Source organism: Allobosea sp. TAF32, from assembly GCF_052113585.1.
Classification (GTDB): domain Bacteria; phylum Pseudomonadota; class Alphaproteobacteria; order Rhizobiales; family Beijerinckiaceae; genus Allobosea.
This window is the reverse complement of sequence record NZ_JBFRDM010000006.1, coordinates 345780-361238: the sequence shown is the minus strand read 5'-3', so window position 1 is coordinate 361238 and position 15459 is coordinate 345780. Positions and strand designations below refer to the sequence as shown.

The 15459-nt window shown below is 63.3% G+C and carries 16 protein-coding genes; 9 read left to right on the top strand and 7 right to left on the bottom strand.

Annotated features, from left to right (window positions below):
- Positions 1-299 precede the first annotated feature (299 nt).
- The 4 genes from AB4Z16_RS15320 to AB4Z16_RS15305 all read left to right on the top strand — a co-directional run bounded on the left by AB4Z16_RS15320 (position 300) and on the right by AB4Z16_RS15305 (position 4581).
- On the top strand, positions 300-476 hold the full coding sequence (locus AB4Z16_RS15320) for a hypothetical protein (RefSeq protein WP_441512211.1): 177 nt from the start codon (positions 300-302) through the stop codon (positions 474-476).
- Positions 477-945: 469 nt separating this feature from the next.
- Positions 946-2475 (top strand): UbiA family prenyltransferase, encoded by a 1530-nt coding sequence (locus AB4Z16_RS15315; protein WP_441512210.1) that lies wholly within the window; start codon positions 946-948, stop codon positions 2473-2475.
- A 15-nt stretch (positions 2476-2490) separates the two neighbouring features.
- The gene (locus tag AB4Z16_RS15310) at positions 2491-2853 is read left to right on the top strand and encodes a DMT family transporter (protein ID WP_441512209.1); all 363 of its coding nucleotides are present in this window, start codon (positions 2491-2493) and stop codon (positions 2851-2853) included.
- Between the two features lie 48 nt (positions 2854-2901).
- Positions 2902-4581 carry an ArnT family glycosyltransferase gene (locus tag AB4Z16_RS15305; RefSeq protein ID WP_441512208.1) on the top strand — a complete coding sequence of 560 codons (1680 nt, stop codon included), beginning with the start codon at positions 2902-2904 and terminating at the stop codon, positions 4579-4581.
- Positions 4582-4781: 200 nt separating this feature from the next.
- Here AB4Z16_RS15305 and AB4Z16_RS15300 read toward each other — a convergent pair whose 3' ends face one another.
- The gene (locus AB4Z16_RS15300) at positions 4782-5531 is read right to left on the bottom strand and encodes an IclR family transcriptional regulator (protein ID WP_441512207.1); all 750 of its coding nucleotides are present in this window, start codon (positions 5529-5531) and stop codon (positions 4782-4784) included.
- Between the two features lie 103 nt (positions 5532-5634).
- Here AB4Z16_RS15300 and AB4Z16_RS15295 point away from each other — a divergent pair, with 103 nt between their 5' ends.
- From AB4Z16_RS15295 to AB4Z16_RS15275, 5 genes are all read left to right on the top strand, one after another.
- Entirely contained in the window at positions 5635-6609 is a 975-nt protein-coding gene (locus AB4Z16_RS15295) for a succinylglutamate desuccinylase/aspartoacylase family protein (RefSeq protein ID WP_441512206.1), read from the top strand.
- 64 nt (positions 6610-6673) lie between these two features.
- Positions 6674-7711 (top strand): extracellular solute-binding protein, encoded by a 1038-nt coding sequence (locus AB4Z16_RS15290; RefSeq protein ID WP_441512205.1) that lies wholly within the window; start codon positions 6674-6676, stop codon positions 7709-7711.
- Positions 7708-8568: an ABC transporter permease gene (locus tag AB4Z16_RS15285; RefSeq protein WP_441512204.1), complete on the top strand. Its 861-nt coding sequence runs from the start codon at positions 7708-7710 to the stop codon at positions 8566-8568. The genes AB4Z16_RS15290 and AB4Z16_RS15285 overlap by 4 nt, the downstream gene beginning before the upstream one ends.
- On the top strand, positions 8565-9365 hold the full coding sequence (locus AB4Z16_RS15280) for an ABC transporter permease (RefSeq protein WP_441512203.1): 801 nt from the start codon (positions 8565-8567) through the stop codon (positions 9363-9365). Before AB4Z16_RS15285 ends, AB4Z16_RS15280 begins: the two co-directional genes overlap by 4 nt.
- Before the next feature lie 2 nt (positions 9366-9367).
- The gene (locus AB4Z16_RS15275; protein ID WP_441512202.1) at positions 9368-10435 is read left to right on the top strand and encodes an ABC transporter ATP-binding protein; all 1068 of its coding nucleotides are present in this window, start codon (positions 9368-9370) and stop codon (positions 10433-10435) included.
- Positions 10436-10641: 206 nt separating this feature from the next.
- Here AB4Z16_RS15275 and AB4Z16_RS15270 read toward each other — a convergent pair whose 3' ends face one another.
- The 6 genes from AB4Z16_RS15270 to AB4Z16_RS15245 form a co-directional block, all read right to left on the bottom strand.
- Positions 10642-11448, bottom strand: a complete 807-nt coding sequence (locus tag AB4Z16_RS15270) for a family 1 encapsulin nanocompartment shell protein (RefSeq protein ID WP_441512201.1) — start codon at positions 11446-11448, stop codon at positions 10642-10644.
- A complete protein-coding gene (locus AB4Z16_RS15265; RefSeq protein WP_441512200.1) occupies positions 11441-12508 on the bottom strand; it encodes a Dyp-type peroxidase in 1068 nt (355 codons plus the stop codon). Before AB4Z16_RS15265 ends, AB4Z16_RS15270 begins: the two co-directional genes overlap by 8 nt.
- A 347-nt stretch (positions 12509-12855) precedes the next feature.
- Complete coding sequence (locus tag AB4Z16_RS15260; RefSeq protein WP_441512199.1) at positions 12856-13110, bottom strand: DUF2171 domain-containing protein; 255 nt, start codon at positions 13108-13110, stop codon at positions 12856-12858.
- Between the two features lie 306 nt (positions 13111-13416).
- Complete coding sequence (locus AB4Z16_RS15255) at positions 13417-13647, bottom strand: hypothetical protein (RefSeq protein ID WP_441512198.1); 231 nt, start codon at positions 13645-13647, stop codon at positions 13417-13419.
- Positions 13648-13688: 41 nt separating this feature from the next.
- Complete coding sequence (locus AB4Z16_RS15250) at positions 13689-13958, bottom strand: chaperone modulator CbpM (protein ID WP_441512197.1); 270 nt, start codon at positions 13956-13958, stop codon at positions 13689-13691.
- Between the two features lie 5 nt (positions 13959-13963).
- Positions 13964-14863 (bottom strand): DnaJ C-terminal domain-containing protein, encoded by a 900-nt coding sequence (locus AB4Z16_RS15245; protein ID WP_441512196.1) that lies wholly within the window; start codon positions 14861-14863, stop codon positions 13964-13966.
- Positions 14864-15459: the final 596 nt, after the last annotated feature.

Here is a 15459-nt window from a genome sequence, read left to right as displayed (position 1 = left end):
CGGATTGCCCTTGCGAGACCAGCACATCGACCTGACGCAGCTTTGCGACGATCTCTTCGGGCTTGTGGCGCTTCTTCGGCATATCGGTCCTCCTGTCTGCCAAAAGACATACTTCAGGGTGGACCAATTCAACGGGGGTGGATCAGTCCGATACCAATCGACGATCGCATCGATGTTGCGCCATCGCGCGGGCCGTCCGATCACAGATCTGATTCCGCGCTGAGCCGAGCGTCACCGCCAGGCGAGGGGCTGGTGATCTTCACTATCGGAGCAGTGCGATTGGCTTCGGCATGGCATGGATGCTGGTCACGCTGCTGACCGGCGTTTTTGATCCGCCGCCGGAGCAACTCTCAACGCCGGGGCTCTATATCGTCGGTCTTGTCTTCGCCGCTTTGGTATCGGTTGCAATTGCGGTGATCGGGGCGCAACGTGGCTCCCGCATCGCCGTAGTTCAACGACTCGAGGAACTACAGTAACATTGGGATTAATATCGGTAAATTACTGATAGACTGTTAATTATTAAATTTATTATCCCATCAAAGACGATAGTTAGACGCTGATTTGCTCTCCAAACCAATTAAGATTGATAGCGCATGATCGAGAGATCCGATCTCCGTTTCTATAGTTTGGTTGCGCGGGTCGACCACCAAGACGATGATGTGATGTTTCTCTACGTTAATTAGAGAGACGACAACCGCTGGAACGTTCGCAACGATCTGCTGAGCGTCCTGCCGCTCATCCGAGATCGCTTCGCCGATTAATTTTACTTTAATCAGGGACTTGTTGGACGCGAGGGCGAACTGTATGCTTGAAACTGGGAAGAAAAAGACTTGTGCGATTTTTCATCGTTCATGGCGTTGGCCTGTTGCGCGATCGTGACGAAATCAATTCGTCCGACTAGGACAGTATCGCTGCACCGGATCGTCGCTTCGGGAGCGCTCCACTATGTCGACAGCCCGACCGATATCACCTGAGAGGCGCTTAACTGTCGCGAACGACGATCCAAGCAGTGCGAACGAAGGTGGAGGCGGCCCAGCGAAACCCGTACCACTGTGCGTCGATCTCGACGGGACGCTCGTCAGGACCGACACATTGTTGGAGACGGCCCTCTCGTTGGGGGTGAAAGACCTTGCAACGGTCGTGCTGGGACAACTCGCAAAACCTAGCCGGGCCGGGCTCAAGCGCGACATTGCCATGCGGGCGGATTTTGCGCCGGAGCATCTCCCCTATAACTCCGATCTGCTGGACTATCTGGTCGAGGCCAAGAAATCGGAGCGAAAGATCGTCCTGGTTACCGCTGCGGACGATCGCATCGCCAGGGCCGTCGCCGACCATCTCGGTATATTCGACGAGGTCATCGCATCCGACGGCGTCCGCAATCTGAAGGGCGCCGAGAAGGCACGTGAGCTTGTTCGGCGATACCGTCGCAAGGGCTTCGACTACGCCGCAAACAGCCGGTCCGATCTCGCCGTTTGGCGTGAAGCCGACCAAGCCATCCTGGTCGATGCACCAAGGTCGGTTGCCAGAATGCTGACCAGCGAGGGCCGCGTGCCGACCGTGTTCGAGCCCTCCCCTCCCTCGCGACTAAACGCTGTAGTACGTGCTTTGCGCCCCCACCAGTGGGTGAAAAACCTGCTGGTTTTCGTACCACTCCTGACGTCCCAGGATCTTGGCAACTGGCAGAGCGTATCCGGTGCCCTGCTGGTATTTGCGGCCCTGTGTGCCACGGCCTCCGCGATCTACATCGTCAATGACATCCTCGATCTCCAAGCGGACAGGAAGCACCCGCGCAAGCGTCTGCGGCCCTTTGCGAGCGGCAGCCTGCCGCTCCCCTTCGGCTTCGCGCTGTCCCTGCTGCTGCTGGCAACCGGCTTTACGCTGGCGACGTGGGCCAACTGCGCCATGATCCTGTCCGCTTATGCGGTTGTCTCGTTGAGCTATTCGCTCTCCTTCAAGCGATACCCGTTGGTCGATGTCTTCATCCTCGCCGCGCTCTATACGGTGCGGGTCCTCGCCGGAGGCATTGCCTCCGGTCACCACGTAACTCTCTGGTTGCTGGCATTTTCCGGGTTCGCGTTTCTGAGCCTCGCGCTGGTCAAGCGGTGCGCCGAGATTCCCACCCAGGCCATAGCCGATCAAATCCGCCAGAAGGTGGGAGGCCGCGGTTACTATCCATCGGATCGATCGCTACTCATGATGTTTGGCGTCGGCTCGACATTCGCATCCGGCGTCGTCCTGGCGCTTTTTGTCGGCAGTGAGGCAGCCCTGGAGCGCTATCGCTCACCCCAGCTGCTTTGGGCTCTCGTTCCACTAATGGTGTTTTGGCAGTGCCGGCTCTGGTTAGCGACCGAGCGCAGCTATATGCACGACGATCCGATCGTCTACTCCGCGCGCGATTGGGTTTCATGGATGGTCGCAGCCGCGACCGTGGCGGTCGTGCTGGCTGCAGCCTCGGTTCAGCCCGTCGCTCGATAGGGGACAGGGATCGCCATGTCCTCGACCTCGATCGCGCTGCTGCTGGTGAGCGTTACGCTGTCCGCGGTTGCACAGGTGGCATTCAAGTTCGGCGTCTCCTCGGAGCCGGCCGCCGCCGCCCGCATGCTCCTGGGTCCTCTAGCGATCCTCGCCACGCCGGGCGTGGCAATCGGGCTGGCGCTCTACGGCGTGGGCACGATCCTCTGGCTTCGGGCGCTTGCGGGGATCGACCTCTCCCAGGCTTACCCGTTCGTCGGTGTCGGGTTTGCGCTGACGACCTTCGCCGGCTGGTGGCTGTTCGCAGATCAGATCACCTATCAGCGGTTGGGCGGCATCGTGCTGATCGTCTTCGGCATCGTGATGGTCGCGCGAAGCTGACGCAGCGCTGGTTGTATCGTGCGAAGAGTCTCGGGGGATGGACTTTCGATGCTGAACCGTCACGATCGGCCGATGCGGCGGCTTGCCTCAACCGTCCTCCAAGACCGGCGCACACTGCTAGTGATCTTTGCAACGGCTTTGATCCTGCGGGCCCTGTGCGCCATATTCTTCAGCGGCGAGATCGACGGAGAGGGCGCCGAATACGCCCGGATCGCCGAAAACATTCGCGGCGGCATGGGCTACAAGGGGATTGCGACGGCGGGTGACCAGCTCTTCTTCCCTCCCCTCTTTTCTCTCCTCATTGCCGGCATCTCGATGCTTGGATTCACCGCGGAAGCGGCCGGGCGCCTCGTCAACATCCTGTCTGGGGCTCTACTCGTGCTGCCGGTGTTCGGCATCGCGAAGCGGATGTTCGGCCGGACTATCGGGCTCGGCGCGGCTGCGATTGTCGCCCTGCATCCGTTCCTCGTCACCTTCTCGACAACGGTCTACTGCGAGCCCCTGTTTCTGGCGCTTATTCTCGCCGCCGTCTTGACGGGGATGCGGGCGGCGGATCGCTCCGACCTGCGTCCTGCCGCTGCGGCGGGATTGCTCTATGGTTTGGCGTATCTCGTGCGGCCCGAAGCGATGATTTTCATGCTGGTCGGCCTCGCATTCCTCATCCTTCAGCGCGGCATGACCGATCGCCTGCCTTTCGTGCGGACTGTATTGCGAGATGTCCCGCGCGCAGCGTTGATGGTCGGCTGCTTTGCATTATTCATTCTACCGTATGTCACCTGGCTTTCGCGGCAGACTGGAGAATTGACCCTGCAGACCAAGAGCATACTCAACATGGCGACGGAACTCCGCATGCGGTCCGGAATGTCGACATATGAGGCTAGCTTCGCGGTCAATCCGGAGATGAAAGCCGAAGGCACTTATAACCGGCCCAACATAGACGTCATCAAGAATGGCCGCCCCGATTTCAGGCAATATCTCAAGATCGTCCCGAAGAAGACGATCGATGTCCTTCGGAGCGCGGCCGCTTTCACCGGCGGCGCTGTAGAGTTCGGTTCACCGGCACTCTTCGGTCTTGCGATGCTAGGTCTGTTTGGACGGCCGTGGGGGCCCCGTCGGTTCGTGGATGAGGTGCATCTCATCGCGCTCCTCGCGCTCACTTCGTTTGCTCTCTTCTTCATCTACTACACGTCTCACCCTCGGTTCTTCGTGTTGTTTCTCGCCGTTTCCTGCATCTGGGCGAGCGCCGGCCTGTGGCACTTCGCCGAATGGGCGCACCTGACATTGTCGCCGCACCTGCGATCCGAGCGATGGCTGGCATGCGTGGCACCCGCCAGCATCGCCCTCGGGCTCGCGGCCATGATGCTGCCTGCGGCGCTGTTCGCGATCAAGGAACTGACCTCGATGCACGGGCTCCGACCGGTCAAGGCCCTTGCCATGAGCTTGGCAAGCAAATCCGAACCGATCACCATTGCCGATACGATGACCCCATTCGCGTTCCACGCGAAGGCAGACTTTGTCTGGCTTCCCCATAGCGATGAGGCGACCGCGCTCAGGTATCTCGCGCTGAAGGGGGTGACGCACGTGATCGCGCGCAGCGACGGACTGGATGAGGTGCCATACCTGAGGTCATGGTCGCGCAACGGCGTGCCTGATGGTGAACTGGTAGCGCAGGTCCCATACTCCAACGGGAAACTCGTTCAGCTTTTTCGGCTGCAGCGACCTGACTGATGTGGCGCCCCCTTTGGGCAATCCAATGATCCGCTGAGATCCGACTTTGTAGCGGTCCCAGCTTGAACGGAGAACAGCGAAACCCGGAGTCTGCCGCACATCGAAGTGCTCAGGAATTGCGCCCGCTCGATGCTCGCGTTTGGTCCACTCCGTTCTTAGCGGCCGCTTCCGAGCGGCCTGCTCTCGCCCCGCGGCGCCCTTTACGACCAGACCGGGTCCCGCATGCGAATGCCGATGGCATGTGCATGCTGCGCGACACGCGCGGCAATCCGGTCCTGCACGGCATCGTCAGCGGCAATTGTCGGGAATGACAGGCAGAGCCCCATGATCTCATCGCGGCCGGGATCTGCAATCGCTGCCCCGATCGAGGAAATACCCGGCGTGATAAGGCTCGATGAGCGAGCGATCCGATTTTTCCGGATGGCCGCGAACTCCGCCCTGACCTCCTGATCGCTCATCATCGCGCGCAAACCCAGCTTGCCCTGCGCATCGAGTTGCGACAGGGCGCGATCGTCATCCAAACGCGCCAGGATCGCCCTGCCGATGATCGAGTCGAAGGCCGGCTTGCGCTCAGCCACAGCGCCGGTGTGTTGCAAAGCATAGGTGCCCTGCTGGGCGACTAGCAGCACGCGCTCGTGGCCTGACACGATTCCTGCATGTCCGGTGAAACCGAATTCGCGAACAAGGTCGTCGATTGCAACGCGAACCAGATCCAGGAGGCTGTGACGAGCGAGATAGAGAGCAGCGAGGTCCAGCGCGCGGCCTCCGGCGACATATCCTTGATCACGGTCTTCGCGCTCTAGAAGCCCCGCTTCCGACAGTGTTTTCAGAAGTCGGGACACCGATGCCTTGGGCATGTCGAGCTCGCGGCATACTTCCCCAACCCGCAGGACCGTCCGTTCTTCGGTGAGAAGCGAAAGGATGCGCAATCCATTTTCGAGCGAGCTCATGGCCGTTCCATATGCGATAACGGTGTTGACATATATGGTACCTCGGGCTCTCTTATAGCAGCAGCGAGAGCCGCTGCACGATAGCAACGAGAGCGCGCAGCAGATGATGATCGGCACCGCCAAGCCTGCCAAAGGGCAGATCACCAAGGGCCATGTCGAGCTCGGCTCCTATCCCGACGGGCCCATCTATTCTCCGGTGCTGATTGCCGAGGGAGAGAAGGACGGCCCGACGCTCTGGCTGCAGGCCTGCATCCACGGCCCGGAGGTGGTCGGCCCGCTGGCGATCCAGCGCTTCCTGAAGACGGTCGATCTCAGCCAGCTTTCGGGGCGGGTCATCTGCCTGATGCTCGCCAATCCGCTCGGCTTCCGCGGCTACAATCGCCTGACCCCGCAGGACGGCTACAATCTCAACCGCGTTTTCCCGGGCGACCGCCAGGGCCATCACACCTACCAGCTCGCCCATCGTTTGCTTGAGCTGTCGCTCGCGAACTCGGATGCGATGCTGGATCTGCATTCCGGCGGCGACCTCACCATCACCTGCCATTACACGCTGTTCCACAACAACGGGACCGCTGAAGGCGTGGAATCCGAGCGGCTCGGACGCGCCTGCGGCGCTCCGAATGTCTGGAACTCGCTGGAAGAGGGCCTCTCGGGCTGCCATTTCACCCATTACACGAAGAGCGGCAAGCCTTCGCTGATCGTCGAGAGCGGCGGCGGTGCACGGGTCACGGCGGAAGACCTGGACCGGCTGACGCTCGCGATCTTCAATGTCTGCAAGGCCCGTGGCATGCTGCCCGGCGAGCCAGTCGTTCCGGCGCAATTCCGTCTCGGCGGCGATGCAATCCATCACAAGGCCACTCATGGCGGCCTGTTCATCCCTAAGGTCAGCCCCGGGGACGACGTCGTGAAAGGACAGCATCTCGCCGATATCGTCGATCTCTTCGGCGATGTGGTCGAGGAGGTTCACTGCCCGGTCGAGAAGGCCTGGGTCGGATCGATCCGCCGGCCGCATATGCCGATCTATAACGGCGATCAGGTCTTCGAGCTGGTCGGCACCAAGGGATACGACGCGGCCTAGATCTGCAGGCGAACTCGGTAACATGGCCGGGTTTCGATACCCGGCCCAACAACAGGGGACCATCATGGGTATCAGCCACGTCAGCCGACGCCAGGCGATGGCGGCGCTCGCCGCCTCCGCCGCTCTCCCGTGGGTGCCGAGTGCGGCAAAGGCGCAATCATTCGCCGGCCGCAAGCTCGTAAGCTCGGGCTTCGGCGGCTCGACCATGGACATCATTCAGGCGGCCGTCTTCACGCCCTTCGACAGGGAAAGCGGGGCGTCCTCGACCCAGGTGCCGATGCAGTCGGCCGCCGCCCTCGCCCGCATGAAGGCGGAGGCCGGAAATCCTCAGATCGACATGTTCCAGTTCTCCGGCGGCCAGGAAGCCTTCGCCAAGAGCGAGGGCCTGAGCCAGCCCCTGGCCGGCGTCTCCCGCCTGGCGCGGATTCCGGCCGGCTTGAAGGATCCCGACGGGCATTGGGTGACCTGGGCGGTCATCGCCGAAGGCATCGTCTACCGGAAGGACAAGATCCCGACGCCGCCGACGAGCTACAAGGACTTCCTGAAGCCTGAATACAAGGGCCATATCGCCTTCCCGGCGATCACCAACGGCTATGGCGTCGACTTTCTCGTGATGCTCGCCAAAGCTTTCGGCGGCAGCGAAGACAATATCGAACCCGGCTTCGAGGCGATGAAGAAGATCAAGGGCGAGACGATCTTCAAGGCGGCTTCCGATCTTCCTACCCTGTTCGGGCAGGGCGACATCTGGATCATGCCCTACGACACCGGCAACACCTTCAAGCTGCAGCAGGCCGGCCTGCCCGTCGCCTTCGCCACTCCGGTCGAGGGCAGCCCCGCCGTCAACATCACCGCCTGCGTCGCCAAGGGCACCAAGAACGCGGATGTCGCCGGTGCGGCGATCGACGCGATGCTGAAGCCCGAAGCTCAGATCGAGATCGCTCGGACGATGCGCTGGACCGCCTCCAATCCCGACACCAAGCTGCCTGCGGATCTGGCGGCCGAAGTTCCCGCGGTGGACAAGCTCGCCCAGCTCGACCGCGACAAGATCAACGCCAAGCGCGCTGGCTGGATCGAACGCTGGAACCGCGAGATCGCACGGTGACGACAGCCGCTTCAGGCTCGGGCGTGGCGCGCTTCGCGCCCGTCCTCCTCTTTGCTCCCTGCGCGTTTGCCTATGCGGTCTTCTTCATCTGGCCGCAGGCATCGCTGCTCGCGATGAGCGCCACCGAGAAGGCTGGCTTCACGCTCGCGCAGTACGAGCGCTTCATCTTCGATTCCTATTACTGGGAAATGCTGGGCCGCACGCTCTGGCTCGGCTTCGCCGTCACGGCCATCACCCTCCTGCTGGGTGTTCCGACGGCCTATCTCCTCGCGCGCTCCCAATCGCGCTGGGCGAGCTTTCTCCTGCTGCTGACGACCTTTCCGCTACTGGTCAGCGCCGTCGTGCGCTCCTTCGGCTGGATGGTGCTGTTCTTTCGCGACGGGCTGCTGAGCCGGACTTTGCTGGCACTGGGGCTCGTCAACCAGCCGGTGCAGACCATGTACACGATGGCCGGCGTGATCATCGCCCTCGCGCAGGTTCTGCTGCCACTGATGATCCTGACGCTGCACGGGGTCTTCAAATCGATCGATCGCGATCTCGAATATGCCGCGATGAGCCTGGGCGCGCGCCCGAGCGTCGCGCTCGGGCTGGTCACCTTCCGGCTCGCAAGCGGCGGCATCGTCGCAGGCTCGCTTCTCGTCTTCTCCCTGGCCATTAGCGCCTTCGCCACGCCGAGCCTGGTCGGCGGCGCGCGCGCCAACGTCATGGCCACGGCGATCTACGAGCAGGCTGTCGAGTTGCTGGACTGGCCGTTCGCAGCGGCTCTCGCGACCATCCTGCTCGTCGTCGTCTTGGCTGTGTCGCTCGCATACGGCGCCCTCCTGGAAGGCCGCGGTGAAAAGGAGCCATCGCGATGACGATCTCCCTGCGTTCTCCGCTCGGCATCGCCATGCTGGTCCTGACGGTCCTGGCCTTCGGATACCTGCTGCTTCCGATCCTCGTCGTCGTCGCTGCTCCGCTGGGCGACACCGGCTATTTAGCGTTCCCGCCACAGGGGCTGACGCTGAAATGGTATGGGGCTGCGCTGCATGACACGCGCTATCTGACGGCGCTGATGGTCAGCCTCCGGATTGCCGTGGTCAGCGCGATCATCGCCTGCACGTTGGGGGTATCGGCGGCCTATGCGCTGACGCGCTTCGACTTTCCGGGGCGGCGGCTGCTGGAAGCGGTGTTCCTGTCGCCGCTGATCCTGCCTACGCTCGTGCTTGCCGTTGGATTGACGCTGTTCTTCACCCGCACCGGGCTTCTGGTTGGTTCGTGGAAGCTCGTCGCCGGGCATGTCATCGTCTGCACGCCCTATGTGCTGCGCGTCTCCCTGCCGGTGCTGCGCCGCTTCGACCGCAGCCTGGAGGAAGCCGCTCGCAATCTCGGAGCCTCGCCGGTCGTCGCCTTCTTCCTCGTCGTCCTGCCGGTCGTCCGGCCGGGCATCGTCGCCGGAACGGTCCTCGCCTTCATCACCTCCTTCGACGAGGTGGTGCTCGCACTGTTCCTGGCCGAGCCGGGCGCTCCGACGCTCCCCGTGACCATCTATTCCGCGGTGCAACTCGGCTTCGAGCCCTCGGTTGCGGCGGTCTCCGGCCTCCTCGTGCTCGCCACGCTTGGCTTCATGCTTCTCTACCATTTGTCGAGCTCCCTCGGGCGCTCCCGGACCTGATCATGGACATCGAGATCAATCACCTGCGCAAGACCTATGGCTCCGCGGTCGCGGTCGCCGATCTGAGCGCGAAGGTTCCGCAGGGCCAGATGCTGGCGTTGCTGGGCCCCTCGGGCTGCGGAAAGACAACGACCCTGCGCATGGTCGCAGGCTTCATCGAGCCGACGTCCGGCTCGATCCGGGCCGGCGGTTCCGACATCACCCGGATGCCGGCCCACAAGCGCGATACGGGATTGGTGTTCCAGAACTACGCGCTGTTTCCCCATATGAGCGCGGCCGAGAACATCGCCTTCGGGCTGCGCAGGCGTGGTGTGGCGCGGGCCGAGCGTGAGCAGCGGATCGGCGTCATGCTCGACAAGCTCAAGCTTTCAGGGCTTGCGGACCGGCTCCCCCGGCAGCTTTCCGGCGGCCAGCAGCAGCGGGTCGCGGTGGCGCGCGCGCTGGTGATCAACCCCTCGATCCTGCTGCTCGACGAACCGTTCTCCAATCTCGACGCCAAGCTGCGCGAGAGCACTGGTCTCGAGATGTCGCGGCTGCAGCGCGAGTTCGGCCTGACGTCGATCTTTGTCACCCACGATCAAACCGAAGCGATGAGCATAGCCGATACCATCGCGGTCATGAAGGATGGCGAACTCCAGCAACTCGGCAATGCGAGCGAGATCTACCAAAAGCCAGCGAACCGCTTCGTCGCCGATTTCATCGGTCGCGCGAATTTTCTCCCCGGCCATATCGCCGACCGGAAGGAGGCGCATGTATCGATTGTTCTCACCGCCGGCCTCACAGTCGAATTGCAGGCCGATGGCGTGGGCGGCTCTCCTGGAGACGAAGGGGAGGTCCTGCTTCGTCCCGAGGCCATTTCGGTCACGGATGCCGGCCAAGCCAACACACTCAAGGCGACGGTCGAGCAAATTTCCTATCAAGGCTCCATCGCCAATCTGCATGGCAGATTGCCTGACGGTAGTGCGATCGTTGCCTCCGTGCCGCCGGACACGCTCCGCGGCTTGGCCCCGGGCGATGCCGCGAGCCTCGTGATTAGGGCGAATGCAATGCGTTGGTTCGGTCGACGCTAACAAGCCCAGCGCGATCAGACAGCTGATATGAGCTCGAACCGCCAACGCGTGGAACGATTAGTCGATCGCTCTGAACGCCAGGAACAAGCTCATGCAGAAGGTCGATCATCGTGACCCTGACCAGTGCGCTGGCGAGATTGCGCGCGGCCTCGAGACCACACCGAAGCCGGCGCCGACGATGACGACGTGATGGTCGTCCGTGGGCATCATGGGTTCGGCTGGATCAGCGCGACGGCGGCCTCGGATGTGAGCATGCGGAAGGTGAAGCTCTCCTGCAGGTAGAGTTCGACCGTCTTGGCATCGTGGCCGAGATAGCCGATCGCGATATCCTGGCCGAGATCGAGCTCGAAATCGCCGCCGCGCGTGGTTACGAGAAAGCCGCCTTCGATCGCCGGCGCCCAGATCACCCCGCCACCGACGATGCGCTCGAGATGGTGGAAGATCGGGTACCCCTCCTCGTTGCCCCCGCTCGCTGCGCGATAGGCCTCGCCGCCCAGCACCAGCGCATAGGGGCCGTTGCAGCCGGCGAGCTTGAGGTCGTTCAGCGCCCTGGCGACCGCCTCGGGATAATCGTCGAGAGCGGCCGGCAGGGGCACCGCGGCGTTGCTGCTGCCTTTGCGGATGCCCGTGATCCCGGCTGCGGCATAGCCTTCGAAGACGGCGCGGTCTTCGGCGAAGGCGATCGTCTTCGCGGCATCCTTGACCGGCTGCCAGTCCGAATCGTCGGAGCCGCGCTCGACATCGTCGATCGCATCCCGCGTCAGCGTGAACGGCACGCGCAACTCGACCAGCGGCTGAGCTTCGCGCAGAAGCGAGCGGATGCCCGCACCCGGCGCCTCGATCGCGCGGGTGTGCCCCGTCCCGGCGGCTGCATAGGCCGTGCCCTTCGGGCCGTCGACATCGACGACGCGGCGCGCCGCGAGATAACGCTTCAAGGTGCGCGACGCCTCCTCCTCGATCTCAGCCCAGGCGGCGTCCGAGATGGGAGCGAGCTCCCGGTGCAGATTATTCATGGCCTGCCTCTTCCTTCAGGGAACCGATGCCAAGCGAGCCGTCGCCGGGAGGTTTGGGTGGAGATACGGCCGCAGACGGCTCGCACGACACGGGGGCCGGTGTCGGCTCGGCCTTCTCCGGCGTGACGGCGTCCAGGAAGGTCGCGGTCGGCACGAAGAAGAGCGAGCCGGTGACGGCGCGGCTGAAATCGAGCAGGCGGTCGTAATTGCCCGGCGGCGCGCCCACGAACATGTTCTCCAGCATGCGCTCGATCCGCCGCGGCGTGCGCGCATAGCCGATGAAATAGGTCCCCGCCTCGCCCGTTCCGGCCTGGCCGAAAGGCATGTTGTCGCGGAGGATGTCGACCGGCTCGCCATCCTCGGTGATGCTGGTCAGGACGTTGTGGGCATAGGGCTTCTTCAGCGCCTCCGGCTGCTCGATATCCGAGAGCTTGTGGCGACCGACGATGTTCTCCTGCTCCTCGACAGGCACCTTCTCCCAGCCGGCGAGGTCATGCAGGTATTTCTGGACGATGACATAGCTGCCGCCAGTGAAGCCCGCATCCTCGTCGCCGATCAGCGTGGCCGCGGCAGCATCCGGCCCGCTCGGGTTTTCCGTGCCGTCGACGAAGCCGATCAGGTCGCGATCGTCGAAATAGTTGAAGCCATGGACCTCGTCGACGGCCGTGACCGCGCCGTCGAGCCGGATCATGATCTGCCGGGCCAATTCGAAGCATAGATCCATTCGCCTGGTCGAGCGGATATGGAACAGGATGTCGCCCGGCGTCGAGACCGCGTGGTGCACGCCGCGAATCTCCTTGAACGGATGTAGCTCCCTCGGCCGCGGCCCGTCGAAGAGCCGGTCCCAGGCCTGCGAGCCGATCCCCATGACGCAGGACAGGTTGCCCTGGAGATCGCGGAAACCGACCGCTCGCAGCAGCCCGGACAAATCGGCGCAGAGGCCGCGCATGGCGACCTCCGCCTCGCTACCCGGATTGATCGTCACGACCAGGAAGATCGCCGAGCGCGTCAGCGTCGCAAATACCGGTTGCGACACCACTGTGGGAAGACCTGTGTCCATGGACGACCGTTCGATAGGCTGGATGCGGGCGCGTCCCGGTCGTCCGGGCCGGGGTAGTTATGAAGCAGAGACTGTCCAAGCCTGCGGCAAATCTCAATCCATGTCGCGGAAAGCATGGCCGGCGCCGGCGACGCCTTCGATCACGCTTGGCGGCGGCGGCAGCAGTCCCGTCGAAAAGCCGTTCCTTCGGGTCGGCAAAGTCCGGCAGCTTCGCGCCGCTGGCAACGCAGAACCCGATCGCAGGCTTCTTGGCGTTGAGGTAGAGATCGCATTGCTGCATCGGAGCTATCCATTTCCCGGACAAGACGACCGCGATCACCCGCGCGCGAGGATCGCGGCCGGAAGCGTCAGAGGTTCACTGGCTTGCCGGAGGGCTCTTCCTCCAGCGTCACGGCGATGTCCGCATTCGCGGACAAGCGCACATTGTTGCCTTCGACGCCGGCGACGAAGCCCAACTCGATATAGTGATGATGGCCTTCATGCCGGCCATAAGAATCGCTCTTCTTGAGCTTGATGCGCTCGCCCTCGACGCGGTCGACCGAACCGACATGAACACCGTCGGCCCCGATGACCTCCATGCCTTCCTTGATCCTGTCCTTCATCGCCTTCCTCCTGGGTTGAAACCTGTCCATCGTCGAGCCCTGTGCCGAGCGATCGGGGCCCCGCCCGCCACAGCGGGTCGGAGCGATAACCGCCGGGCGCTCAGGCCAGTTCCAGATCGTCCTCGTCGACCGTGACGCGCCAGCCAGCGATGGGCCGATTCGGCATCGGCGGCGGGCTCCATGCCAGCCTGGTTTCGATCAACGGACATACCCGCCCTTCCAGTTCATCGCATCCGAGGGCAGCCGCCCGAGCCACGCCATCAGGCAGCGCTATCGCCTCGTCGAAAACCCAGCGGAGCGTGGCGCCTAAGACGGCCCCAGGAAGGCCGGCGCCAGATCCTCGTTGACCATGTTCCGGGCCTCCAGATCGGTCTGCTCGCTGCCGACTTCGTTCATCCGCTTCGCCACGTCGAAAAGCAGCGCGCGGACATCGTCCTCGCTCAGCAGGCCCTTCGCGACCAGCTTGCGAACCAGCGCCCGTAGGACGAGAGCGTCGATACTGCCGCGCTCCTGATGGGCTATCAGAGCTTCGTTCATCCCAGACCTCCCCGGCGCCCCAACAAGCGCTGTCCCGCCCCTCACCGCCCCTTGATCTCCTCGCGCAGCTCGCCGAGCACACGCCGCAGCCCGTGAATCTGGTCGACGAGATGCAGGATCACGTCGATGCCCTCGTCATTGGCGCCGAGATCGTCCTTGAGCTGCCGGATCAGATGCGCGCGCGCCAACTCGATCTCGCTGAAGAGCAGCCCCGCTTCGGCCTCCTCCGGGATCAGCCAGCGCTGCTCCAGCCAGAGGTCCAGCACCTGGACCTGGATTCCCGACGAGGAGAGAAATTCCTGCTTGGTCATCCTCATCACGCCCTGCCCTCACGCGGATCATAATCCTTATCCTTCCAGCCCGACACGAAGCTCTCCAGCTCCGGATCGGGCGATTTCGGCAGAACCACCTTGAGCTGGACGAACTGGTCGCCCTGGCCTCCCTCGCGCCGCGGCACACCCCTGCCGCGCAGCCGCAGTTTCGTGCCAGTGTTCGAGCCCTTGGGCACCGACATCGTCACGTCGCCTGTCGGCGTCGGGACCCGGACCTGTCTCCCGAGGACCGCCTCCGTCAGCGAGATCGGCAGCTCCAGCGTGATGTCGTCGCCGTCGCGGGTGAAGCGGCGATCGGGCCTGACCTCGACCTCGATCAGGGCATCCCCCGGCCCGCCCTTGCCGGAACCGGGAGCGCCCTTGCCCTTGAGGCGGAGCGTCTGGCCGTCGACCAGGCCGGCCGGGATCTTCACATCGATCGTGCCGCCATCCGGCAGCGTCAGTCGCTTGGTCGCGCCGGTGATCGAATCAACCAGGTCGACCGCCAAATGGTAGTGTAGGTCCTGCCCGCGGCGGTTCGCCCGCGCCTGCTGGCTGCGGCGCAGGAGCTCGGCGAAGGCGTCGTCCTGATCCATGAAATCGGAAAAGCCGGCGGCGTCCGCATAACGATCGCCCTGGTCCGAGGTCGCGTAGTCCCGGTAGTAGTGGTGCTGCGGCCGCTCGGCGCCGGATTCGTCGATTTCGCCGGCATCGAAGCGCTTGCGCTTGTCGGCGTCGCTGAGCAGGTCATTGGCGGCCGCAACCTCCTTGAACTTCTCCTCGGCCGCCTTGTCACCGGGATTGAGATCCGGGTGCAGCTTCTTCGCCAGCTTGCGATAGGCGCTCTGGATCTCGGCGGCGGAGGCCGTCGCGGCGACACCCAGAACCTCGTAGGGATTTTTCACGGGCTACTCCGAAAGCCTGTACGACGGCGAAGCTTGCACAGACTGCCACCACTTCGCATGGAATTTGATAGCGGCATGCGTCCCGTCGCAGAAGGGCTTGTTTCGCGAGCGCCCCGCAACGGCCGCAGCCTCCCACCTTCCCGACATTCCGCTTCATCAGCGGCGCCGGCGCTCACCGGGGCCTTTTATTTGCCTGAGGCACCGATCGCAGGTGACAGTTTCAACGCTCCACGGTGACGGACTACGATGCCCCGTCTCGTCTAAGTAATTGAATTATTTAATTGCGCGGTGACAAACTCAGGCGCTCCTGACAACATCTCAAGCCCCAATTCGGCGTCGCAACGAAGCAGCAGCCTGACGCACCGCGCGCAGGGCACTCTCCTGCGACGGTGTCGGGAAAGGCCCGCTTGGCTCCGCCCCCTCTCGAAGCGTCGGTAGAGATGGGATCAGAGCAGCCTCGCGATCTGTTGTTGACGCTCCCCCGGTTTTTATCCAGCGTTGAGTGCCTTTGGGCCGTTCCGGATTGGAGAAGCGACCGGCTTCGGGCGCTGGGATTGGCGGATGCGAACGGCTCTGGACTCTGCCGTATCCGAGCT